The organism is Paenibacillus sp. J23TS9, from assembly GCF_018403225.1.
Classification (GTDB): domain Bacteria; phylum Bacillota; class Bacilli; order Paenibacillales; family Paenibacillaceae; genus Paenibacillus_AQ.
Map to the genome: position 1 here is coordinate 536803 of NZ_BOSG01000003.1, position 24548 is coordinate 561350.

Genomic DNA, 24548 nt, shown 5'->3' on the forward strand with positions numbered 1-24548 from the left:
TATACAATTCGTGCTTGCATTTTGCAAGTTTGTACTTGTGTTTTGCAAGTACAAGATTTATACTCGGTGTGTAGTTAACAATTAACGAGGGGAGATCACTTGCATGAATCAAAGTTACAGCACTTTTTTCAAGGTAGACCAGAGCCCTGAAGAGGTATATGCCGCTATTAATAATGTCCGCGGATGGTGGTCAGAGGAAATAGAGGGCACCACTGACGAACTCGGTGAATTTAAGTACCACCACCAAGATATTCACCGCTGCACCATCCAAATCACCGAGCTTGTTCCAGGTAAAAAGGTTGTTTGGCACATTGCAGACAACTACTTTAACTTCGTAAAGGACAAGAGCGAGTGGACGGATACCGACATTGTCTTTGAAATCGCCAAGAAGGACGGCAAAACAGAAGTTCGATTTACGCACGTAGGCCTCGTTCCCGCGTATGAGTGTTACGCCGTCTGTACGGACTCCTGGGGCATCTACATAAGCGGCAGCCTTCGCGACTTGATCACCAAGGGTAAGGGCCAGCCCAACCAAAGCGAACAAATTGCAAACAAACACGGTATAGAGAACTCTTAGAAACCCCATGCCATAGACCGAAGCTCGGCGCTTAGCAACAAGGCTTTTCCAAGAGATTGCGCTGCCTCTCCTGAAAGCGCCCGGGCAAAGGTATTAGCAAAAGTCAAAAAAGACTCTTGCTGGTTTATTCCCAAAAAACTTGCCGTTATTTGTGGTACGGTTCAGCGTAACGGGTTTATCGGCGAGAAATCGGATGCTTCTAACATAAAAACAACCTTTGCTGACTTTCAATTCAGCAAAGGTTGTTTGATCTACAATATTACTTATCAATAATCTCCGTTACTTTCAACATTCTTGCAATTAATGCCGTGACCTCCGCACGCGTTCATTTTATACAGCGAAGGTGTTATCGGCTGTACCCATTAACCACCTTGAACTGGGCCTGTTACTGCAGCTCATTAATCAAACCCATCACAAATTTGGAGGTCTTCGCCAGACATCGGTCCGTGAAGTCAAATTCAATACCCGTATCGCGATAAATATCGGCTATAGATTGATTGGGATCCGCCCCCGCTCCTTGCTTGTATAACGACGTCGCTCTAGCCGGATCTTCCCGGTAGATTTGTAATAACTGCAGAGCTCCCACCATCGACATAGAGTATTCGATATTGTAGAACGGATAACCGAAATAGTGAGTAACAGCGGTCCACCTGGTTGCCACTTCAGACTCAAGACCCGTAATATCTACCGGGTGATAGATGAATCGTTTTTCTAATTCTAAGTACTTCTCATCCCTCTCTTCCGGTGTATGATCCGGATTCGTGTAAAGCCAATGCTGAAACAAGTCGCCTGCGGCGGGCCCGATAAGCATGGTGAAGGCGCGGCTAAGTTCTTCACGTTGTGCATTCTTGCATTCTTTATCATCGGTATAGAATATATGAAGCTTGTCGAGCAGCAACAGCTCCAAACCGTGTGAGTAAAGCTCTGCTACTTCCGCACGAAGGTGGTGCTCTTGAATCCCTTCCCCGGATTCGTACTGCAGATACGCGTTCACCGCATGGCCCATTTCGTGAATCAGCGCAATGAGCGCGAAGAACGATGGACTGAAATTACAAAATATAAATGCGTTTTGGGTCGCTGGCAGGAATTCTAAAAACCCGCCGGGCGCTTTTCCGTGACGAACCTCCAGATCGAGAAGCCCATTCCCGCGCATGTGACGGAATCTTTCCTGGAAATAAGGATCGGTCATGCCAAGCATCTGATCCACGCCGTCCATCAACTCGGTAACCGTTTGGAACGGCGCACCTTGCATCAAGCACGGACCTTTGTCCCATGGGTGGTAAGATTCTATGCCTAGGCTTGCTTGCATGATGCCGGCAAGACGGTCCCATGCGGGGATCACATGTTTCTCTACAGAATCATGAAAGTCATAACAGTCTTGGATGCTATATTCGCGGTTCTTCATCGTGAACATGTAGTCACGGTAATTATCGAAACCAGCATTGACAGCCATCTTGTGCCGAAGGCTCACCAATTCGTTCATCAGTTCATCCATTTGCGGCTTTACACGTAACCTAGCACCGGCCAATGCACGCCAAGCTCGTTCGCGAATTACTTGATCCGGACTGTCCAATTGTCCCTCCACGAATGAATAAGGTTTGGTTTCGCCATCCCATTCGATGCTCAAACCACCCATGATCTCATTGTACTTGGTGACCAGTTCTTGCTCCCGAACGGTAAGCGGAATATTCTCTTCGCGAAATAGTTCCGCCTTCGTTCGCCGCACTTTAAGCATCAGGCCGTATTTCTTATCGTCCAACTGTTCGTGAAACGGACTGTCCAATAACTTCTTGTCCAATTCTGCCTGATATTTCATCAGCATAGGCTGCACAGCGGTTTGATCGTGTGAAAAAATATCGCGCATGACAGCATTTGTGGTATCACGATAGAAGTCGATTTGGTGACCGTACATTGCCTCTTCAATCTCCTCCCGGAACTTCCTCTCCCCCTCGAGCCATTCCTCCAAATCGGCAACGGACTTAATTTCCTGTTGGAGCATCTGCTGCAATCTGGCTTCTAGCGCTTCTAGATCATTCAGATTGACGGCGTCGGAATAATACTTTATAGAAGATAATTCAGACATGCTTTGTCCCTCCCATTTAGTAATTTCAATTCCATCATACCTTATATTACCAATTACAGACCGATAAGTTTATCCCGTTACTTAACTCAATACATTTAATACATACCAACCGATTTCGAATATGTGTATTTCTTATACAAACCATCTGCTGGTATATCGGCAATTAAAAGACGATGCCCGTTAAGGCACCGCCTCTTTTTAGAAAACAGGCACTACTTCTTTAGTTCCGTACCGTTTCTAACAGGTTATTATGCTTCTGCTTAGGACCTTTCCGGAGTATAGATGCCCTATTGAATGCTTTCGGGATCTTCTGGCCCTAAGTACCTTTCCAGCGTTACCATTGCAAGAAACCTACTCAAATATATACAAACTCATGCCCCGAAAGGAATTACAAAAAAACTTGCCCTTATTTGTGGTACGGTTACTGCTCGATGGGATTCAGATCTGGTTATAGGATGGAAGGGTAAAGCCACAACTAAAAGACTAAATATTCCGTTCCTCATATTCAAACGGCTCTTCACATGAATAAATTTCATGGAAAAATCCTTTAAACGGGATATCGTCTTCAAAACATTTTATGCGATACGACAGCTCCCTATCACACTCCGGATTTTCGCCGTTGTTCCGCATGACCTCGAATGCATCTATAATATTTTCCATGAGGCTTACTTGGATAAACAACGGCAGCTTATCCAACATCGAATCTTCGATTCTGGTCTCGGATCTGTACCCTGCGAGGACTGTCTCAAAATAATCATCCATAAACTTTTTGCGTTTATTGGCGTCTGGTTCAAATTGTATCCAGCCCACTCCTTGTATCCAGAGGCCCGCTAGGTCAAACATGTACCAACCGAAACGTGAATTATCGAAATCATATACCGTGATTTGTCCGGTATCAAAATCTATAGAATAATTCCCATCGTTGTAATCAAAATGGATCATACCAAAAGTCTCCTGGTCCCTATCCAACCCTTGTAAGGTATCAAGGAGCTCTACCATTTTCTCCTTAACCAGAGATAAGGAACCCGGTATCAGTGAATCGATATATTCGGCATTGTATTTGTCAAAAAAGCTATACCGGCGATCGACAGGCGTATATCCCTTCGATATTTGGTGGAGTTTTCCCAGGGTCTTGCCACAGTTATAATAATATTCGGTAATTGGAGCCCCTTCCCGGTACCGATAATTATTTTCTACAAGCATTTTTCCTTTAGCCTTTTCAAACAGGCAGACAAAAAAGATGTGGTTATTGTGGGTGATCTCCTCCAGCAGATTCCCCTTTTGGGAGCTGATTACATTTGAGACACTACCTCCGTGCTCAAATAAATACCGAACAAATTCCACTTCGCCTAGGAAATCTTCTCGGCTCCTGTCTGGTAAGAAAGCGATTCGGAGTATTTTAGCGCCCTCGCCCTCTTTTTCACAGGTATAAACGACATTTCGCCCTCCATCATGTGCCGGAATCCGCTGGATTTCATAGCCTTCTAATCCGAACAACTCTGATACCACTGCAAGTAAATAGGTATCTCCGATTGCAACAACTTCGTTATAGTTTATAACTATCTCTCCTTTTCGTACAAACATCTATTTATGAATACAAAAAGAGCATACCTCAATAGCGGCAAGCTCAATGGACTTTTTTGGTCATTTTAAGCGTTCTTCACTCTGATGGGAGCAAACCATTCCATTTGACAATACTGGCCATCATAAGCATCCGTATCGATTTTTTCGAAAAAGAATTCGCTATCCAGAAGCTCATATCTCCCGTTGTGCTCCTTGGCAAGCTTATCGATGGCAGTATACAGCGCCTCTGCGCGTAGTTCGCTAATCTCCTCGTAATGATGGTTCCCAATATAGCGAAAGCCGACACACATAGAAGCAGGGACTGTGTCACCTGTAAAGCCCTCTGGAATATCGTTCAGATTCATTACACGCATAGACGGTAGATAGTGCGTCCAACTAAGCGATGGATCAGGTGTCCTCGTTAGACCGTAATAGATATTGGATTCTATTGGATTAGGAACATTATGCCGCTTGTTCCACCAAAACTGTTTGGCAACTTCGGGTGCTTTTGTCGGCGCTACAGCGATCTCAATTTGATACATTTGCCCGATTAAATGAAAGGAGGGAATCATGACCATATCCGGCCCGTATACCATATTCCCGCAAACATCGTTCTTTGGAAACAGATGAAAAGGAGGTGTTACGTGAATGTTTCTGCCTGAATCTCTACATTCACCAGGCGTAAGCCCATATTCGCGTTTAAACGCGCGTATGTAGGTTTGCTCATGTTCATAACCGCATTCGATAGCAATGTCGAGGACCCGCTTCTCAGTTTGCATCAAATCCTCTAAGCTGACGGCCAGCTTTCGAGAGCGGATATAGCTTTGTAGCGGCACGCCAAAAGCGAACTTGAAAAGTCGACGCAAATGAACAGTGGAGATCGGGAGATCGTTCAGATATTCTGTCTCGCTCGTACCAGAAACATTTTCTTCTATTCTGGATAGGAGCAAAGAAAGGAGTTTGTATGGTTGTATAGCCTATGTCACTCTCCTAGTATTTTTTTGTTCCTACAAATGGAACATATTTGCTACTAGTGAAATCATACCACAAGGTGGAAATCATTGTCGTTCCTTGCAATATGAAAAAAATCTAAGCCGATTGAGGGGCTAGAATTTCTTATAAATCATTGATCTTCCTGGCCCCTGACCCTCTTACACTCTAATTATTCGAACAATAGGAATTCCCTCAAATTTATGAGTTGAATCATCATCACCTTCTTAATCTACCGATCAAAGAACTTTTGATTATTTTACTAACGACGAAGAAGCTGTTTTTGCTCTCAATTTAGCCAGGTTCTCCCCATGAAATCCCTTCACAATGAACCAGACTGCCAAGCTCATCTCGTAAACACCCACAGGAAGTGCCATCAATCCTTTTACCGCCGAATAGGGTCCGATGATCCCAAACATTTGCAGCAAACCAGCTAAAAATACCATAACCGCTGTAATCATTCCGAAAATCGCTATCGGTTTAGGCACATAGCCTGTTCGATAAAGCAAATAACTATACAGACTCGTATTGATGCCCAACATAAAATTTGGACCCAACATAGCCGTCCAGCGATAAATCGACTGCAGCAACAGCCCTATGGGCTCTAAACTGGTCTTAGCAGCTAAGTTAGCAGTATCATAATACGAACTAAGTTGTAACAAACCTAATATACTTATGATACCAATCGCAATAAAAACAGCTTCCATAAACCGGAAACAAAGATACCCGAGTGCAAGATGCTCATTCCAATGCCGAACGTAGGGAAACAGCATGACTGCTGTACCAACAGCCGTTACGATAAGCAAGAGGTCATTGAATACACCGATTAAGACCTTCGTTTCCGATCCATTTGCCACGGCCATCTGCCATTGTTCTGACAAAACCGGCCCATACAAAACAACCGCTATGATTGACGTCACTGCAGCAAGGATATAAAAAATCCCCAGTATCCTTGCATTCCTTCGGTCTCGCATCATCTTTCTGTGCCTCCTAAGATAATCAATATATTTGCTGATGGACGTATGGTATACTTGCCTACAAAACGTGATATAAGGAGTCATTATGGACCATAACGAAGTTATCGAACGTGCTTTGATCCATATCGAGGGCCATTTACAACAGCCCTTAACCGTAGAATCCGTTGCCAATACCTTCAACATGTCTAAATACTATTTTCATCGGCTGTTTTCTGCTATGATGAGCTGTTCGTTAAACCAATACATTCTATCCCGAAGATTGAATGCATCTTTAACCTTTATTCAAAACAAAAACAGCTCTCTAACCGATATTGCGTATCAAATGGGCTTCGGTACGCAAGCCTCATTCACTCGAGCTTTCAAACGACAATACGGCGTAGCTCCAAGTTCTTTAAAAACAGGACTTACAACCATCTCTCCTGTCCCTATACCTACAGTGGTGAAGAGACCTATAAAGAACATTAACGGGGATATCGTCACGGATTTCACCCTGACCGAATTCAAGGAGACCCGAATCAGTGGGATCGCCTTTGAAGTGGATTTAGCCCATGATGATTACAAGGAGAAGATCCGCGCACATTCAGAAATGCTGTTGAGTCATATTGATGGAACCATCAATGGTCCTTGTTATGTCATTTATTCAAACTGTCAACCCGATTCAACTTCGTTTAAGGTACTGTTCGGGATCCCAAGCCGTATTGAAATTGATAAGCCTTATTATTTCACGGTTGATATGCCGCAAATTTTTTGTGCCAGGTTCAACTATAGCGGTGACCTTCTTGATATTGGGGATGTACTGAAAAGCGACTATGCTCGTTTTTTAAAAATCTCCAGGCAGGAAACGGACGAAATAGATATTGAACTCATTCAAGCTTTTGATGACGTCCATCAGCTGGATTCGACCTACCATATCTATGCGCCTATCAAAAAACTCCCTACCGATTCTGATTTGTAAGATCGCGGCTCGCTTGTCATTCTGCCTGCTCCTTTCTTTGCTCGAAGTTGATCATTCCTGTTGCAAATAAAATAACATAACGGGTTTCGCCCGGGCTTTCCACATCTTGCTGTAATTTAAGAACGAAAAAGTGCATCTCTCTCGAGATGCACCCTGTTTTGGCTTCTATCCAATCATAAAAGAACTATTCCACAAATCCTTCAGCATTTCCCAAGCCTTTCACGGTAAAATTTTTCCCCCTCGTTGCTACTTCATAAGCAAAAGTACCCACAGCCTATACACCTTTTTCAAAGTGTCTAGTTTATGGGTACCGGTTTACACAGTAACTGGATTTATTATATAACCTGTCTGCCGTATGAAGCCTATCGGTTTTTTACTGATGCCACTTCATAAGTTATGATCTCACTTCCGAGAATTGGAGATTCTTTATTTGCTGCCTCTGAACCTGGTTCTGGACGTTTGTGTGCTGATTTAAAGGCATCGCTATTTCTCCAAGCTGTAAAGGAATCAATATTCTCCCAATACATGTTTACATTTAACTCATCGTATTCAGTTATGTTCTGTGTCAACAATACCTCTACTTTTACAAAGCCCTCGGAAGTGTCTAGCGGGCCTGGTGCTGTAAAACTCGGTGCCATTACCGCGCCCATTCCTTTTTTCACTTTAATTCTGTTCGTGACTACGATCATCCTTACCATCTCCCTAATTTTTTGAAATTTGAATTGCTCACAAAATTAAGAGGATTCCAATAACACCTTAATGGACGGACTCCAGCTCCGCTAGAGATAATTTGCCATCCTCCATCCGGTATACCTTGTCGCAGTAGGTAAGAAGACGCTCATCATGTGTGACCATAATCGCCGCTTTGTGGCGTGTTCTCACCTCATGGGCAATCAAGGAGACAACTTCATGGGCGCGCTTGGTATCCAAGCTTGCTGTAGGTTCATCCGCCAATATGACATTGGGATCGTTAATTAACGCGCGGGCAATGGCGGTCCGCTGCTTCTCGCCCCCGGACAGCTCCTCCGGGTAGCTCTTCAGCTTCGTGCCTAGACCAAGCTCTTCAAGCAACTTTATAGCCATAGCTTTGTCTGCTGCACGAACCTTTCCCGACATCCGCTTCACGACAAGCAGCTGATCAAGAACGTTCAGGTACGGAACCAAATTCGAGGCCTGCATGATGAAACCAATCTCATGCAATCGGATATCGGATAGTTGTTTGCCTGACAGCTTCGATATGTCCTTCCCATTTAGTTTAACCTCTCCCTCGGAAGCTTTAAGCAGTGCACCCGCAACGGATAGGAAGGTGCTTTTACCAGAACCGGACGGACCTACCACTGCGACGAACTCACCCGGCTCCACTTTTAAGGACACTCGGTCTAATGCTGCAATACGATTCAATCCTTCGTTGTAATATTTGGAAGCTGCTGTTATTTGCAAGCCTTCAGTCATTACTCAACCCTCCCAAGTGCCGTAAGCGGATCAATTTTCGATATCGTGCGAACGGATACCAATGAACTAAGCAATGAGATCACGAGCAATACAATGGAATACGTGAACACCAGCTTCGTATCCAGCATGAACGGCATGCCTTTGGGCATGATTGCCGCTGTCCCATAGGTCAATAAGATGCCAACGATAATGCTTGAGAGCGACAAGACGAACACCTGTGAGACGACGGCTTTACCTAAGAATCCATTCTTGGACCCGATCGCTTTCATAATCCCGAACTGGTTGGATTTCTGCATCGTGAATACATAGAAGAACACGCCAATGATGAATGCAGAGATCGCAAGCAGGAACGCAAGCATCATCATGATTGTGCCATTCTCTTCCTTGTATCCGGGCATTCCCTGTACCGCTGCCGCACGGGTAACCGTATCGGTACCCGAAAGCTGTTCATTTATAGTACTCCGATCTATATCTTTACCTTGAAGCATAATCGCATTGACGGGGTCCTTGACTCCCTTGTCCGAGCCTGGTGCCGCAAACGCAAGCTTACGCCACTCTTCTATAGGTGTAAATACAGCTGCTACGTGGTTATACGTCTGATTCTTGACAAAGCCGACAATTGTCAACGATTCCGTCGAGCCATCTAATTGGAAGGTGTCCCCTAGCTTAAATCCTTCGTCTTTCATCGTCTCATTGACAATGACCTTCGTCATCTGATCGGATGTCAGCCCCGAGCCTTCAATAATCGCCGGCTCAAGAAAGCTCCCCGGGTCAATTCCAATAATCGCTATATCTACTTTATCCTCATTCAACTTGCTACTCCCTTTGATTGCCGATGCCATGATGGTTCCCATAGGTGAAACGGCACTTACATTCGGCATCTCTGCTAATTTAGCTGACAAATCATTAGACAATAAAGACTTACTCATTGAAGCCTTCGACCCTTGTTCGAAAACCACATAATCAGCCTTCATCGTCTTAAACGTCGAAGCCGCAAGCGTAGATAACCCATTCCCCAAACCCGACAATATAAACACCAGCCAAGAAATAAGTACAAAAATGATAGCAATCATCAAGAACCTTGTCTTGCTGTGTCTCAATTCCTTTAAAGCCAAAAACATATACTATTTCTCCCCTCGGCACAAATAAATGACACGCGTGTCAAATTAATCGCCTCTCGTCCGGAACGTATTCATTATATGTTTTATATGACACGCGTGTCAAATATATTTGTGCTCCTTATCGTCTTCCTACTCCTCCTAGCCACATTTGGTACAATAGCTTGCTCCACTGAGGAGTAGGAATATTCATCATATTGGGAGTTTCAATCAGGTTAAAAAATACACCTATAATGGCAGGAAGTGGGATGCTTGTATTCAAGTGTCCCTCTTCCTGAGCACGAGCAAACAATCGCTCCAGTTGATTTTTTAAAGTCACATGCGCTTGCTCAACAAATTCAAGATCATGGGCCGCAGCCGCAGAATTGGCTTTATTTATTTTATGAGCATATCCAAGCAATTGATGGAGATTAGCTTCCTCCAGATATACATCCAGCAGATGTTGAAGAGCAGTCATGCAATCCGTTTCATCAATAGCCGACGCCTTCTGTAATACATTTTCCATGGACCGTTTCATACATGCAGCAACGATCTCTTCTTTGTTGGCATAATATTGGTAAATTGTGCTCCTTGCCCCAACCAGGCTCTTGGATAATAACTTAAGTTGAAACCCCTCATAACCGTATTCGAGAAGCACTCTCTTGGTTTGATCAAGCAACTCTGATTTTGTAAAAGCCTGCTTTCTTCCCATGTTAATCACCGTCCCTAATTGCTAGCCGTAGTCTACATTGTAACAAAAATATCGCCACAAAAGCGAAAGAACTCTTCATGAGAAATAGCATGAAGAGTTCTTTCCATAGAATTGAACATATAAGAATCAGGCTTTGCATGATTAGCAGATGCACGCCTTACTTACGTCAAATTTATACGAATGGATGTGGAATATACAGTTCTTCTAAACGGGTAATTTCTTCAGAAGTCAATTTAACCGACAACGCCGAAACTGCATCTTCCAGATGGCTGATTTTGGTCGAACCCATAATCGGCGCGGTGACCTCTTCTTTTTGCAGCAACCATGCAAGTGCAACTTGTGCGCGCGAAATTCCCCGGTTAGCAGCAACTTCCGCAACTCTTTCCGCGACTTTGCGATCTGCCTCTTCCGTCTTACTAAATATGGCCTTTGCTACCTGGTCCTTCTCTGATCGCACGGTCTGCTCACTCCAATCCCGGGTTAACCGGCCTGCAGCCAAAGGCAGGTAAGGAGTGACGCCAACTTCCTCGTCTCTGCAAAGGGGGAGCATTTCTCGTTCTTCTTCCCGATAGAGCAGGTTTAATCTATTCTCCATGGAAATGAACCGTGTCCAGCCGTTGCGCTCTGCGACATGTTGAGCTTTCGCAAACTGCCATGCCAGCATCGAGGATGCACCGATGTATCTGGCCTTGCCCGCCTTAACTAAATCGTGAAGAGCCTCCATGGTCTCCTCAATCGGCGTATTAGGATCCCACCGATGTATCTGGTACAAATCGACATAGTCTGTTCCGAGTCGTCTTAGACTGTTATCAACTTCGGTCATGATAGCTTTACGGGAAAGTCCCATAGCATTCGGACCTTTGCGCATTGGAACAAATACCTTTGTTGCTATGACGACTTCGTCACGATGAGCGAAGTCCTTTAAGGCACGTCCGAGAATTTCTTCGCTTGTTCCGTCGGAATACATGTTGGCGGTGCTGAAAAAGTTGATGCCCGATTCGAGTGCCTTCTTAATAATCGGTCTACTTTGCTCCTCATCCAGAGACCATGGGGTATTGCCGCGTTCAGGTACTCCGAAGCTCATGGTTCCAAGGCTTAACTTTGAGACCTCTAACCCGCTGCGTCCAAGTTTTACATATTCCATTTGATTGCACACTCCTTAAGGAAATTGGGAAGGCATTCAAGCCTTCAGGTTGTCTACACATATCTCGGTGAGCCAGTGCTACTCGAGGCTACATTACCACGGGAGTTGGCATCTTTCGTTTGAGAATGTGCCCGTCGGACCGTCCTCGTCGAGGAGTGCAAGGCGCACAGGATGCCGCGCGGCTTGCTCTACGGTGCCCGTGCCCTCAAAGTTGTTGAGATACGTCGCGGTGAAGCCCGGGCATACCGCATTGACCTTAATGCCTGTCGACTCGAGTTCAATGGCGAAGGCGAGCGTAATCGCATTGAGAGCCGTCTTCGAAGGGCTGTAAACGGCGCCAAACATCTCACGATGCGAACTAGTCGGATCTGCGTTCAACGTCAATGAGCCCGAACCGCTTGATACGTTGACGATACGCGCTGCCGGCGCATCACGAAGGAGCGGCAGCATCGCTTGCGTGACGGCAATGACGCCGAACACATTCGTCTCGAACACCGCTCGCACCTCTTCTAGAGAGGCTACGCTTGGGCGCCCCGACTTCCCGACCTCCTCAAGAGGCCTGCCCGGCTGACCTTGGTGCGATATGCCCGCATTGTTCACGAGCACATCGAGACGACCGAGCTCGCTCCGGATGCGCTCTGCCGCGGCGGAGATGGAATCTTGATTTGTAACGTCGAGTTGGAGGGCGCGGGCATCCGCTCCGACGCTCTTCGCGGCCGTCTCCCCTTTCTCGAGATTGCGCGAGCCGACAAGTACAGTGAAGCCGTGCGCCGTGAGATCTTTCGCGATTTGAAGACCGATTCCTTTATTGGCTCCGGTGACCAAAGCCACGGGTTTATCCTGCATAAGAAACAACTCCTTTAGTGGGGATTTCCTGCTCGATGCAGGTTAATACATCAACTTAGAACTCGTCAGTTCCTCAGCAGGTTGACATGTCAACTTGAATGTAGACTAACATCTTGTGGTTGATGTGTCAACCATGATATTATACTTGCATGGATATCAATAAAGTAAGCGAAGATGAAATGCAAATATGGAATATGTGGAAAGGCTCCTTTAAGCGAATCTTCGGTCGCGTTGTTAAGGAGCTTTCTGAACAAACAGGGCTCTCAGAAGGAGACTTTGGAATACTAGATCGGTTAGTCCAATTCGGAGATGGCAAGCTTCGCCAACAGGAACTAGCCGACTCGATGAACTGGGATAAGAGCAGATTATCACATCATTTGACGCGGATGGAAAAACGGGGCCATGTTATAAGGAGTCCATTAGACGCAGACCGTGGTGTCCAGGTCATCATCACTTCTGCCGGAAAAGCAGCTTTGGATGAGGCCCTACCCATCGTCTCAATGGCAATACGCAAATATTTTCTGGATCAATTAACCGATCAAGACATTGAATCGATTACGAAGCTGGCAGAAAGAACAAAAAGCGACCCTAGCCTCCGATAAAGCCTCGTTGACTTGGGTCGCTTTTCTGGACACTGTCCATGCTGTATATTCCAAAACGACAAGGGACTGAACCGGCCTTTCCTTTTATCTGTACCTCCATGAAACACGCTGCAGCCTCTTTGATTCGGCTTTTCTGCCCGTCGTGGGTAGCTCATATTTTTTGTAAGAATTTCTTAGTTCAGGCAAATTTTTACTTGTAATTATTCTGGGATTTTCATTATTAAAGCGAAGGTATACATCCCTTACCTTTTGAAAAGCCTCAGAATTGTTTTCTTTCAACGGAAATACGGACGTTTGGTAAGCGGCGAAGTAATCATCAATTTCCGTTCTTATTGAATTCAATTCAACGATACTTTCTTCATCAAAGGCTCCGCCTTTAATACACTTATCTACCTCATCTTTAAACTCACTCAAATTTTTAATATATGTGGCATAAAAATGATCCTTCATCTGCTCATCTAAGGAAATTATATTTCGGTAGTTACTCGTTGATACTATGGCGTATATAATTGCTAAAACAGAAACCGCAATACTTAACGCGAGAATTATCTTTTTCATTATACTCCTCTTATTTGCCTGTTATGGTATGGTCCAATACTGCCATTCCAGTATCCATATCTATTACAATTGTATTCATACCTGTAGGGATATCAGCATTGTTTATTCTTACTGTATACGATGCCTCAGCAGAAGTCCTTATTTTTTCAACTTTCGTTGGACTTAAATTATACTGAAAAGAGCCCGATCATTAACGTTGATCGTAACGGATTTCTAAATAATGTCAAAATAATTTTTCGCCGTCATTTATGGTACGGCTCACCGCGCTGTCTATAACGGCAAGCATTAGGCCATGCTTTTTCCTGCACAAAATTGTCAGCATCGTTTGCATCCCCTGAAGATCGAACCCAACAAATCCGATGTATAGTAGAGCTTTACTGCCAGTATGTAGATTAAGAATCATCAAGGATTGTGCAAGTAATTCAACAAAAGAAAAGTTCAAGTGGTATCTCTGTTATATCGGTGAGTGTATACAAACCATGTCATGCTTGCTGTTAATAATGCCGACGAAATCAAAGCTGTAAGAACACTATATGTTTGCCAAATCAGTATCGTTGACCAATCTAATGCACAGCACATGATACACAGGGCAATCGTAGCAATCAGCAAAATAGCTGTTACGATTATTCGCTTTTTTGTCATTGGCTGCCGCTCATTCGTTTTCCTTCTGCGTAATCCTAAGAGAAAGAACAGAACGGCCAATAGGCAAAGAATAATTGTGGTAGACGATAAAATGATGTCCAAAAGCTGTGTGCCGCTTATTTCATATGACTGTGTTAGATTGCCGTCTAATATATCTTTAACTTTTAGCACCATGCTTCTATTGATATTTGCGCCGTTGGTCAGCAAGCAGAAGGCTGTTCGTTCATTTGGCAGTATGGCCACTTCGGTTCCGAAATTGGGATTGCCCCCTGGGTGCTCTATAATCGATTGGTTGGCGTTTACCGACCAGCCCGCCGCATAATACATTTCGTTGACAGCCGGAACAGACATATCACCCTGATGTGATTTTTCGATAACCGTATGGAATATTTCGGGTATGTCCTGCACAATACCCATCTGTATGCCCATCCAACGCGCCATATCTTTTGTACAAGAAATGATGTAGCCTGCGGGTTTATTCCCGGAAAAATCCGGCGCGTTATATGGAGTTGTCATAAAAAAGGAAGAACGGTAACCCTGTGCCAACTGTCCGGTTGCTTGAGCATCTTCTTTATAAACATACGTCTGGTGAAGACCTAACGGCTGAAATACCTGTTCCCTCATAAAGTCTTCATAGCTTTGTCCTGACACCATCTCAATAACTAAACCCAATACGTCATAATTAACGGTTCCATAGTTATACTGTTCACCGGGAGGGAACGCCAACTCAGCATCTACCAGCATTTCCACAGTCTTTTGCAGCAAATCTGGCGTATTGCCTTGTGGAATATTTTGAGTATGCCTAAAATTTGTTAGGCCGCTAGTATGGTGAAGAAAGTTATTGAGTGTAAGGCTTTGCATATCAACAGATTTCCCTTGATACTTTAACGTAAACCAAGGTATATATTTTTGGACAGTGTCAGTCATTGACAGCAGCCCTTGCTCTTCCAACAGCAGAATACCCATGCCGGTAAAAGCTTTACTGACCGAGGCCAACTCATATAGTGTATTTTCACTTGCAGACAACCCATTCTCACGGTCTGCATACCCGGAAGAAAAGTAGAACACTTCATCATCAGCAAGTATTGAGATTGACATTCCCGGCACACCTGATATACGACGGGCATCATCCAGCAACGCTTGTATTGCCGCAGATTGCGTATCTGACAACGCATAACTTTGTTTTGCGAATCCTGAGAACAATATAAGTATCGTTAATACAAAAACAATAGACTTTTTCATAAACTCTCCATTTCAAAAAAATTATGCAAGGATAATATAAACAACCCGTAGTACGCCTTATCCGCCAAATGCGTCTTTCAAATATACTTAATGCTAGACGTTCAATGATCAGATTACTATTGTAAACTTCACAGACCCATGTATATTATTTCTTGTTTCGCAAAAAAGGCCCCTCTGATTGGTTAGCGGAAAGGTCAATGGCATAGTCAACAACTTAGCTATTTGAATATCGAAAGACCCGCTCCTGGAGCTGGTCTTTCTAATGGGGCAAGGGGGAGTCGAACACCTGTATGGGACACTAAAGACCGCCAAAATCAATGGCGGCCTGGTTGTATGTTATTCAACTACCGTTTCCCGTTAGCTTAATGACTTTTTCTTGTTTGTGATTATTATTTGCTATTCATTTTCAGACAAAACTCCTGTCAGCAACCAATCACTGCTGTTTTTTCAACCCGTCCTTGTCCTCTCTTCATATCGTGAGCGGGAAGGGTGCCATAAAGTAAGGACGACTAACTCAAGTAACGATTTCGGATGACCCCCATGTGATGAAGCTCGTGTCCTGCGATGCCGTAAGCGAGGGCGCGCGCCGTAATGCTTACGTTGTTGGCTGTGCCCTTGCGGGACCACGCCTCCGTCGGTAACCCGCGCAGCAGTGTGATCGTCGATTGCCGTACGGCCCGGTAATCTTCGGCCAATTGCGCGGTTGTCCAGCTTCCAAAAGGAGGAATGAACAATTCCTGGTCGAAACCGGGCAGAGGCGTCTGATCCCCTCTTGCAAATCGGAGCAGGCGGTAGGTCATGACGCGTTCACTGTCTGCGATGTGGCCCACGACTTCTTTCAGAGTCCATTTTCCTTCCGCATACCGATAGGCGCTCTGGCTTTCGGTCAACGATGCCAGCAGCTCTGTCATTTGCTTTTCCTGAGCGAGCAGAATGTCGATGATGTTGCCTTCCGGCACCAACCGGATATACTCGCCGGCATCCCCGGCGTATTCTTCTTCTGACGGTCTATGGTTCATGCGTAATCACCTTCTATGAAGATATAGAAAACTAAAATGCTCTTTCCAATGCTCTACCGCGATTTTTTTGCAAAATACGTAACTTCGGCATGTCTAATGAATTCGCGAAAGAATAGAACTTTCCTTCCAGCAATTGAGAGTAAGCAACCACTTAGTTGGTCGGCGGCACGCTAAACTGCCCGTTAGATTAAAAAAGCGAATAAGCGCCGCAGAATATCAGCCGCCTTTTGGCCTCTTAAATTAGCGGCTAGGGTGCATTTACTCACATTCTTTGACCTAATCCATTTATCGGCGAAAAATGAATTCAAATTGTTATAACTGTTCATGACACTGAGAAGGGGTATCGGGCTTCTTTCCTTGCTTATTCGACTATATATCAGGGTGGAAATACCGATCTATAACAGTTGGATACATACCACCACTACTTATTCTCACTGTATACGATGCCTCAGCAGAAGTTCTTATGTTCCCAACCTCTTTTGGATCTAAACCATATTGAAAAGAAAAATATGCTGTTTTTCCACTTGCTTGTGGTGATTTCACCCTAGTTTTCGATTGTGAATCAGTGTCGCGGATCACCGTCGCGCGTGGAAATCTTGAACTCCCGCTGAATCTCGGCAATGTAAAATGCGCGCGGTTATTGATGTAGCGCATGGTCAAGTTCACTCGTTCAGTTTTCTTCATGATCTTTTTGTACTAAAGATTTGGCAAAGTTTTCAAGAAAAGGTATCATTTTTTGATACATTTAACAAATAGAATCAACCTTGTAAGATACAGATCCTCAAAGGAGAGATTAAAATGTCTAACTACTCAATCAAAACCATCTCAGAAAAGAGCAAGATAGTTGATACGGTAACAAACTCAAAATTAAAAACCTATCCCCAGGGAAAAGTTGTCGCCTATTGGATTACAACTGCGCTGCTTGCATTCGTTGAGGGAAGCGGTGGAATTGGGGAACTAACCCATCAATGGGGAACGCTCGATACAGTGAAGATCGTAGAGTATCCGGTGTACTTTCTGACCATTATCGGAATTTGGAAATTACTTGGGACGATAGCCATCCTCGTGCCGCGCTTTCCACGGCTTAAGGAATGGGCGTATGCAGGCATATTCTTTGGAATGACGGGCGCAGCTGCATCACACGCATTCGTGGGGGACTACGGGGCTTATGCGTACCATATTTGGAGCACTCTTGGTCTTGCAATCCTAGCTCTCGTCTCGTGGGCGCTACGTCCGAAGAGCCGCAAACTTTAAGGAGGGGATGAAATAATCAACCGTTTATTACTTAGTGTCTAATCACACCGAGCAACCAACAGTCACCAAATCCAAAGAGCACGGCCGACCAAAAGTCTGGCGATTTAAAAGACAATAAAGAGTATCATTTTTTGATACATTTAACAAATAGAATCAACCTTGTAAGATACAAATCCTCAAAGGAGAGATTAAAATGGCTAACTACTCAATCAAAACCATCTCAGAAAACTACAAAATGACTGCTTTCGGTGTTTTACTTGAAGACTACAACGACTGGGCAGGTAATGCAGCAAAAACTGCAGCGAAAAAAGCGGAAATCACTGAAAATGGCAAGCTCGCTGAACTTCTCGCACTCGCTGACGGGCAAGAATATCAAATCAACTACATCATCGACGGTAAGAGTTGGCGCGGATTCGGCGTGATGGGTGAGTTCCATGAGGAAGGTGCGGTCGTTCTCGATTTCCTCGCTGGTGACTACATCGTTGTGCCGGGCAAGGGCACTGACAAAGACCGCCTTGCTGACGAAATCACAGGTAAAGTTTTCGGCGGCTTGATGCAAGAAATCACGGACTACAAATACGTTGGTCCTGGTAACTCAACATTCGTCAAAGCAGCTGAAAACGGTGAATTCTACGGCGAAATGTGGCTTCGTGCCGAAAAAGTCGAGCGCTAATCTCTCGGATAAAAGGGAGCTTCCCTGGCAGACGGGTCCACCCTTACTTTTGGTTCGGTTCTCTGCGCTGTCTGTAAGGCAAATTTTACTGCCATCCTTAGCGGGATGGCTCTTTCTTTAAAGATACAACCTCACTCTTAGTAGCCTCTAAAACTTCTTGACGCCCTTAATTTTTCGCTCTACTTATGATAAGGCTCACCGTGATGTATATAAGCACAAAGTACAGTTTGACCACAAGATATACATATCAGCAGTATTTCTAACATATTTCATTCCAACTCTAAAACTGATCCGCCACTAATTATCGTACCGTTATTCTTACCTTCACAAATTTCTTTCATCGAGCCTGGTTTATCGAAGTTAAACACATGCATTGGCAGATTGTAGTCTCTTGCTAAAATGAAAGCTGATTGGTCCATTACCTTTAAGTTGTGTTTTAAAACGTCGTTGTAATGAAGCGAACGAAATTTCCTTGCATCTTTATCAAATTTAGGGTCTGCATTAAGAACACCATCAACACCTTGCTTTGCAACTAATAAAGCGTCACAATTAACCTCGATGGCTCTTTGTACTGAAGGATAGTCTGTTGTAACGTAAGGTTGACCGTTCCCCCCTGCAAAAATTACAATATAGCCTTTTTCTAGATGGTGGATTGCTCTTAGACGGATGTATGGTTCTGCAACTGAAGTAATGGGTATTGCCGTCATTACTCGTACTTCCTTTTTGGTCTTGGCTTTAAGAACTCCACGAAGCATTAAACTATTTACTACAGTCGCAAGCGTCCCTATGTTATCAGCTTCTGCCCTTTCTATCCCCCAGCTTTCCGCCATATTACCTCTGAAAATGTTACCCCCACCTATAACTAACGATACTTCAACGCCTAAGTTTACTACTGACATAATTTCATCCGCAATATGGTCTAACCTTTCTGGCTCAAAACCAAATTCAGAGTTTCCTGCTACTGCTCCACCACTTAGCTTAACGAGAACCCTTTTGTACCTTGACAATTATTACACCCCCATAAAATAAAAACACTAAAGCAATAAATGCTTTAGTGTCCTAATGGAATGGAAATATGAAATACGCAATTCGACTGAATGTAAGTCTTCCGTTTCCACCTCATACTCCCACCCCTTCATGTTTTTTTCCATCAAGTAATTTTATATTACGTGAAGGTAAATTGCAATTACCGTAACCTACATATTTTACTTGTTATCGTATCGCTTTAAATTATATTCATAGTCGGTCGATGGATGTGCTAACTGTTAACGTTGGAAACAACCCCGACGAAAGAAGCGTCAAGGACATTGAATTGTTCTTTGACGCTTCAATTAACGACGACTTTGTGCTTACTTATGGTACGGTTCAGCGTATCATCTATTGAGCGAAAGAGAAGGCACCCGATCGGGTGCCTTCTCTTCTAATTCCTGTGGGGTCTTCATTTCAATCAGAGGGTCGTAATTTTAAAGCAACTTAATCAGCTCTTCTAGCTCATCAACTAATACTTTTGCAAGTTCGAAATCAGTATCTTTTAAAGCCAATTCTATTTTCATTTCAACTGCTTTTTTGTTTTGTTCCGCCTCTAAATAGTCTTTATCAAAATGACTAGCATAAATCATCTGTTTAAATTTTCGCATAGTCATTTTTCTAATCGTCTTATCGTCAATGATTAATACATAATCCATACCATTTACAACAGAATAGAAATCATGAGATATCATGAGAATCGCACCTTTATAATCATCAATGGCTTTTTCCAGCGCGATTTGTGTATAGGTGTCTAAATGGCTTGTCGGTTCGTCAAGAAGCAATACGTTTGCTTTACTGGCAGAAACTTTAGCCAATTGAAGTATATTTTTTTCTCCACCAGATAAAGATGCTATCTTCTGATTAACGATTTCTCCTTCAAAGCCATAGTGTGATATATACGATCTAACCTCATCATAAGTGCTAAACCCAGCATCAATGAATTCTTCTAGTATTGTATTAGAATCCTTTAACACTTCGCCTTGAAGCTGAGATAGATAAGCCACTTTAGCATCCGCATTTATTTCAATGGAATCATGATGATTGTTAAAGATATCTCGGAGTAAAGTCGTTTTTCCGGTACCGTTTGGACCGATAATGGCTACTTTATCCGTAGATTTTATCTCAAAGCTAACATTGTCTAACAGCAGCTCATCAAAGGCAACACTATAGTTACTGACATTTACAACATTGGTGTCTTCAATCTCATGATCAATATCAAAACTAATATTCGGCTGCTTAATTTCTACAAATGGTGCTTTAATTCTACGCGCTTCCAATCTCTCTTGAAATCTAACTCTAGCTTTTAAAGCTCTCCCTCTAGATGCTTCTGAATTAATCGTTGCGATAGCTCTAAGATTATCAATGATGTTATCGTATCTCTCAATTTCTTCTTGTTCAGCGACTGCAATTTCTTGCAACTCAACTTTTGTTTGAAGTAATGAGAAATTATACTCAATATATCGCCCATCAAACTCTTGGATCTCCATGTTTTCAAGGTGTATAATTTTGTTGAAACAATGATTCAATAGATATCGGTTGTGCGTAACAACTAGCAGCATCCCTTTGTGAGAATTAATAAGTTTTTTAAGCGCATTTAGGTTTTCGAAATCTAAAAATACATCCGGTTCGTCCATAATCATTAAGTCGGGACTATTAAGCATCTCCTTCATCACTTGAATAAGTTTGAATTCTCCACCACTCAGTTCGGATACCCTTACATCTTTTAGCTTCATGAGGTTTGCTAGATTTAGTTTTTTATTAATGTTGCTTTCAAAATTCTCGCCGCCGATTGCATCAAACGCGTCTAAAGCTAATTGATACTCTTCGAGTAACGGCTCAATATCCGATGATGTTTCCATTTCAGTACAAAGAGATTGTATTTCATTTTGTATTTTAATAAATTCTTCTCCAATATATTCAAAAACGGTTGTTTCTTTCGTTCTGTCTAGTTGGGAGAACTGACTTACATACCCAATTGTGCAGGTTGGATCTATCTCTAACTTGCCCTCGAACAAATATCTTTCTGGATCCATCAGTATATCGATCAGTGTACTTTTACCACTGCCACTTGTTCCTATAAAAGCGCAATGCTGTGCTTCTTCTAACGTAAATGAAATGTTTTTATATAATTCTTTTTGTGGAAATGAGAAGGATAAGTTTTCAACTTTTATCATAGTATTACCTTTCTTTATAACTAAATTTGTGACTATTATTGAAAATATTGTGGAGCATAGAGTTTGAGTTTACCGTTGTTAGAGTAACACTGTTTTCAACCAACTTCAATCCATTTGTACCCCATCCCTTGGGGGTCAAAGTTCCTTGCTACCTCCTTAACTGTCCTCATAAAATCGCCGTGCCTTCACCGACCTTTTTCATCACCTGAAGAAAATACTTCCAAAATACAACGAGGTGTCCAAAGACAAATCAGAATCAAAGTCAGTTATCTTTTATTTCACAAAACAGTTGGTAATCTTAAGGGAACTGAGCATGACAAAATAGATCGGTGAAAAGCTGAAGCTATCCACCAACCCAGTGTGAGCATATTGTCCCCGCGGACGAATCGACCTATCGTATGGTCATGAATGCAAGCCAAAAGTTCGACTTTCTTACTTCAATTTTGATTAATACAGAATCGTCTACGATAAACACGCGAATTCGAGAACTAGAAATGAGTGATTCGAAGCACCAAACAACCAAGAAACTTAAACTATAAAGGAATTTACGCCATTCAAATCCTGAATGATTAAGGTAGCGGTAGATGACGTCCTTGCCAGGCACCGAGGAGCGCTCACTCTCTAAAAGGCGGTACTAATTTCGCTACTGGAAAACAAGAGTGAACAGAAGCTGCAACACCTCCAACGCCGGTATACCGAACGACTTGCAGATACCTGCTTAACATAGTAAGTGGCCAATTTTCAAAGTAACTAATAACGATGTAATGCGATTCAAACTCTTTTCAGGTAGAGTAAATTTCACCCTACTTATGGTATGGTTCAGCTTAACGGGTCTATCGGCGAAAATGCGAAAGGAGCTGCCGCTGCTGTTGTAAATTGGCTCTTTTCCTTCATTGCCAATTACTACGGATGGCTTATCGGAGCGGCTGTAATCATTTTTATATTGATAGCGATTGGAAGAAACAAATCGAAAAATAATGAAGAGAACCAAACAGATCACATCCAATAGTTAGACGAAATGAGGCCAATAAATTCAATACGAAAGTTCAAGATGTGAAATGAATTTCCTATTGATGATAAGATAAGTTAATCCCAGCCGATGTAGAATATATGCTAAATAGTGTGGGGACATATATCATCATTTTTCGCTATTTTCTTATTCTCTACGATTGATATTAATGGTAAAATATTCTTATATTAAGATAACTTCAGGGGGTATGTTGTAAGTGAATAGATTCCGATGTAATTCCATGATTCTTTTTATACTAATATTAATCCTTCTCCCATTCGGTAGCATTACGAGTGCCAGCGAAACAGCTACCACAGAGAAAAGCAACTATTACTTCGTCTACAATAGCTCAAAGGTCGACACTAAGGACCTCGCGGCCATCAAGCAATACGTAGCTAAGTTCAAGAATACCAATAACGTTTTGTTTGACGCAAAAAACTACAAGGAAGCTCCCAAACTACTAGATGCCCTGAAAGCCCAGCAGAAGAAGATCGGCGGCAAAGTCGCTGGGGTCCAGATCTTTGGTCTGGCGAACGATGTTCCTGCCTTCTCCTACGTCCATAAAATGAAGCCTACGGAAGGTAATTTTGAATGGAACGGCATCGAGTACGACAAGAGCGGAAAGACCGAAAAGTCCGTTTCCGACCTGTTCTACTCCAACTTCAAGAGCGATAGCAAATACCTGACGGACGTTACCGTCTACGGAATCATTCAGGAGAATCAGCCAGTCAGCATCCTTCCGGAATGGCCCGTCTCGCGACTTCCGCTGACTAAAGGGGAAATCTCCAAGTATGTCAGCAACTATGAGGCATACCGTAAGCAGATCGAAGGCAAGTCCGTTCCAACCGTTGCCCTTTCAGCCCCTGTCGAGTTTCAAAAAGGACTGGATGTAGCCCAGGATGACATCGTATTCTTCATGAATCGAATGAAAGAAGAAAAAGAAGAATTCGGTTACTTCAGCAATGCTGATCTCCGTACTTATTATAAGGATCTCGCCGTAAATCTGACAAAAGAGAACAAGTCAGGGGTAATGGATCTTGTAGTAGGTAGCGATGGAGACACAGAAGGAGCCACTCTGAAAAAGGATAGAAAGAATTACTTCTTCGATCGCAAAAGTGCAGCCAGCCTGAACTCCAACTACTACACAGCCTTTTTCTGGGGGTCGGGTACAGCCAAGGGACTAAATGCAAACAGTATCATTCACGATGGAATGGCGAAGGGTAAAATGATCAATCCTATCGCTTTCACTATTTCGACTTACAGCAGAGACGTTGCGAACTACTTGTGGCTACCGATCCCTACACCTGAAGGAGAGACAGGAGACGATTGGAACGACTACATCGCTGTGGATAAGGAACTTCTGGAGAGAAATAACCCGTTCTTCTTCGTCTACAAGTACTACGAGGCGATCGAGAGTGGTAAAACACGTCTACAAAGCTTCTACGATGCACAAGTAGAGTACGCTAAACTTTCAGTAGATAATAAAAAAAATCTACGGGCTTCGTTAGGATATGAGAACATTATTTCAATACACTATCTTGGTCTAGCTGACTATTAATAGTGAGAGGGTCTATCAGTCCCTCTAATAATCCTGTTTTCACGATATCATGGTCTATAATAACTGCTTTAGTGAACTTCGCAATTTCCCTGGCAAGAGTTGATTTTCCCGACCCAGGAAATCCAGACATTTGTAAAAATAACATGGCTACGCCTCCATCGCAAAAATTCTACATTAAATTATTTGATTGATTAACCGGTTCAAGCAAATTTTAGGACATATATCATATTCGTGTCCTAAAGTTTTACTTGATTAAAATGTTCCGCCAAGAGCTCCTCTGCCGGAAAAGCTTTATTATGGGCGCAGAAAATACGACCATCGGGTTATCCTGCCCGTTAGTTTAATAAAAAAGAGCAGCTACCACAGCCTGCTCTTTAATGGTTTGTTATTCA

General features: G+C 43.2%; 21 protein-coding genes and 1 pseudogene. 6 read left to right on the forward strand and 16 right to left on the reverse strand.

What is annotated here, in order from left to right:
* Positions 1-103 precede the first annotated feature (103 nt).
* The gene (locus KJS65_RS20865; RefSeq protein WP_213651767.1) at positions 104-577 is read left to right on the forward strand and encodes an SRPBCC family protein; all 474 of its coding nucleotides are present in this window, start codon (positions 104-106) and stop codon (positions 575-577) included.
* Positions 578-962: 385 nt separating this feature from the next.
* Here the strand turns inward: KJS65_RS20865 and KJS65_RS20870 are convergent, their stop codons facing one another.
* The 4 genes from KJS65_RS20870 to KJS65_RS20885 form a co-directional block, all read right to left on the reverse strand.
* Positions 963-2660, reverse strand: coding sequence for a M3 family oligoendopeptidase (locus KJS65_RS20870; protein ID WP_213651768.1), 1698 nt, complete (start codon positions 2658-2660; stop codon positions 963-965).
* A gap of 483 nt (positions 2661-3143) precedes the next feature.
* Entirely contained in the window at positions 3144-4244 is a 1101-nt protein-coding gene (locus KJS65_RS20875) for a phosphotransferase enzyme family protein (protein ID WP_213651769.1), read from the reverse strand.
* Positions 4245-4309: 65 nt separating this feature from the next.
* Positions 4310-5173, reverse strand: coding sequence for a helix-turn-helix domain-containing protein (locus tag KJS65_RS20880; RefSeq protein ID WP_280531344.1), 864 nt, complete (start codon positions 5171-5173; stop codon positions 4310-4312).
* 294 nt (positions 5174-5467) lie between these two features.
* Positions 5468-6190 carry a DUF4386 domain-containing protein gene (locus tag KJS65_RS20885; RefSeq protein ID WP_213651771.1) on the reverse strand — a complete coding sequence of 241 codons (723 nt, stop codon included), beginning with the start codon at positions 6188-6190 and terminating at the stop codon, positions 5468-5470.
* Positions 6191-6275: 85 nt separating this feature from the next.
* Between KJS65_RS20885 and KJS65_RS20890 the strand changes: the two genes are divergently transcribed.
* The gene (locus KJS65_RS20890; protein WP_213651772.1) at positions 6276-7145 is read left to right on the forward strand and encodes a helix-turn-helix transcriptional regulator; all 870 of its coding nucleotides are present in this window, start codon (positions 6276-6278) and stop codon (positions 7143-7145) included.
* 362 nt (positions 7146-7507) lie between these two features.
* Here the strand turns inward: KJS65_RS20890 and KJS65_RS20895 are convergent, their stop codons facing one another.
* The 6 genes from KJS65_RS20895 to KJS65_RS20920 all read right to left on the reverse strand — a co-directional run bounded on the left by KJS65_RS20895 (position 7508) and on the right by KJS65_RS20920 (position 12396).
* On the reverse strand, positions 7508-7834 hold the full coding sequence (locus KJS65_RS20895) for a heme oxygenase (RefSeq protein WP_213651773.1): 327 nt from the start codon (positions 7832-7834) through the stop codon (positions 7508-7510).
* A 67-nt stretch (positions 7835-7901) separates the two neighbouring features.
* The gene (locus tag KJS65_RS20900; protein WP_213651774.1) at positions 7902-8597 is read right to left on the reverse strand and encodes an ABC transporter ATP-binding protein; all 696 of its coding nucleotides are present in this window, start codon (positions 8595-8597) and stop codon (positions 7902-7904) included.
* Positions 8597-9718: an ABC transporter permease gene (locus KJS65_RS20905; RefSeq protein ID WP_213651775.1), complete on the reverse strand. Its 1122-nt coding sequence runs from the start codon at positions 9716-9718 to the stop codon at positions 8597-8599. Before KJS65_RS20905 ends, KJS65_RS20900 begins: the two co-directional genes overlap by 1 nt.
* Positions 9719-9836: 118 nt before the next feature.
* Positions 9837-10406, reverse strand: coding sequence for a TetR/AcrR family transcriptional regulator (locus tag KJS65_RS20910; protein ID WP_213651776.1), 570 nt, complete (start codon positions 10404-10406; stop codon positions 9837-9839).
* A 172-nt stretch (positions 10407-10578) separates the two neighbouring features.
* The gene (locus KJS65_RS20915; protein ID WP_213651777.1) at positions 10579-11550 is read right to left on the reverse strand and encodes an aldo/keto reductase; all 972 of its coding nucleotides are present in this window, start codon (positions 11548-11550) and stop codon (positions 10579-10581) included.
* Between the two features lie 93 nt (positions 11551-11643).
* Positions 11644-12396: an SDR family oxidoreductase gene (locus KJS65_RS20920; RefSeq protein WP_213651778.1), complete on the reverse strand. Its 753-nt coding sequence runs from the start codon at positions 12394-12396 to the stop codon at positions 11644-11646.
* A 149-nt stretch (positions 12397-12545) separates the two neighbouring features.
* Between KJS65_RS20920 and KJS65_RS20925 the strand changes: the two genes are divergently transcribed.
* Complete coding sequence (locus KJS65_RS20925) at positions 12546-12998, forward strand: MarR family winged helix-turn-helix transcriptional regulator (protein ID WP_213651779.1); 453 nt, start codon at positions 12546-12548, stop codon at positions 12996-12998.
* A gap of 84 nt (positions 12999-13082) precedes the next feature.
* On the opposite strand, the gene KJS65_RS20930 is transcribed toward KJS65_RS20925, so the two are convergent.
* From KJS65_RS20930 to KJS65_RS20940, 3 genes are all read right to left on the reverse strand, one after another.
* Positions 13083-13556 (reverse strand): hypothetical protein, encoded by a 474-nt coding sequence (locus KJS65_RS20930; RefSeq protein ID WP_213651780.1) that lies wholly within the window; start codon positions 13554-13556, stop codon positions 13083-13085.
* Between the two features lie 438 nt (positions 13557-13994).
* Complete coding sequence (locus tag KJS65_RS20935; RefSeq protein ID WP_213651781.1) at positions 13995-15440, reverse strand: serine hydrolase domain-containing protein; 1446 nt, start codon at positions 15438-15440, stop codon at positions 13995-13997.
* Between the two features lie 509 nt (positions 15441-15949).
* On the reverse strand, positions 15950-16459 hold the full coding sequence (locus tag KJS65_RS20940; RefSeq protein ID WP_213651782.1) for a DinB family protein: 510 nt from the start codon (positions 16457-16459) through the stop codon (positions 15950-15952).
* Positions 16460-17257: 798 nt separating this feature from the next.
* On the opposite strand from KJS65_RS20940, the gene KJS65_RS20945 reads away from it, so the two are divergent.
* Entirely contained in the window at positions 17258-17713 is a 456-nt protein-coding gene (locus KJS65_RS20945; RefSeq protein ID WP_213651783.1) for a DoxX family protein, read from the forward strand.
* A 193-nt stretch (positions 17714-17906) separates the two neighbouring features.
* Positions 17907-18386 (forward strand): hypothetical protein, encoded by a 480-nt coding sequence (locus tag KJS65_RS20950; RefSeq protein WP_213651784.1) that lies wholly within the window; start codon positions 17907-17909, stop codon positions 18384-18386.
* Positions 18387-18655: 269 nt separating this feature from the next.
* Here the strand turns inward: KJS65_RS20950 and pyrH are convergent, their stop codons facing one another.
* Complete coding sequence (gene pyrH / locus KJS65_RS20955) at positions 18656-19393, reverse strand: UMP kinase (RefSeq protein WP_213651785.1); 738 nt, start codon at positions 19391-19393, stop codon at positions 18656-18658.
* Positions 19394-19849: 456 nt separating this feature from the next.
* Positions 19850-21589, reverse strand: a complete 1740-nt coding sequence (locus KJS65_RS20960) for an ABC-F family ATP-binding cassette domain-containing protein (RefSeq protein ID WP_213651786.1) — start codon at positions 21587-21589, stop codon at positions 19850-19852.
* A gap of 1226 nt (positions 21590-22815) precedes the next feature.
* Here KJS65_RS20960 and KJS65_RS20965 point away from each other — a divergent pair.
* A complete protein-coding gene (locus tag KJS65_RS20965) occupies positions 22816-24156 on the forward strand; it encodes a hypothetical protein (protein ID WP_213651787.1) in 1341 nt (446 codons plus the stop codon).
* A 16-nt stretch (positions 24157-24172) separates the two neighbouring features.
* On the opposite strand, the pseudogene KJS65_RS20970 reads toward KJS65_RS20965, so the two are convergent.
* Positions 24173-24301, reverse strand: a pseudogene (locus tag KJS65_RS20970) (P-loop nucleotide/nucleoside kinase family protein); the annotation flags it as partial.
* Positions 24302-24548 lie beyond the last annotated feature (247 nt).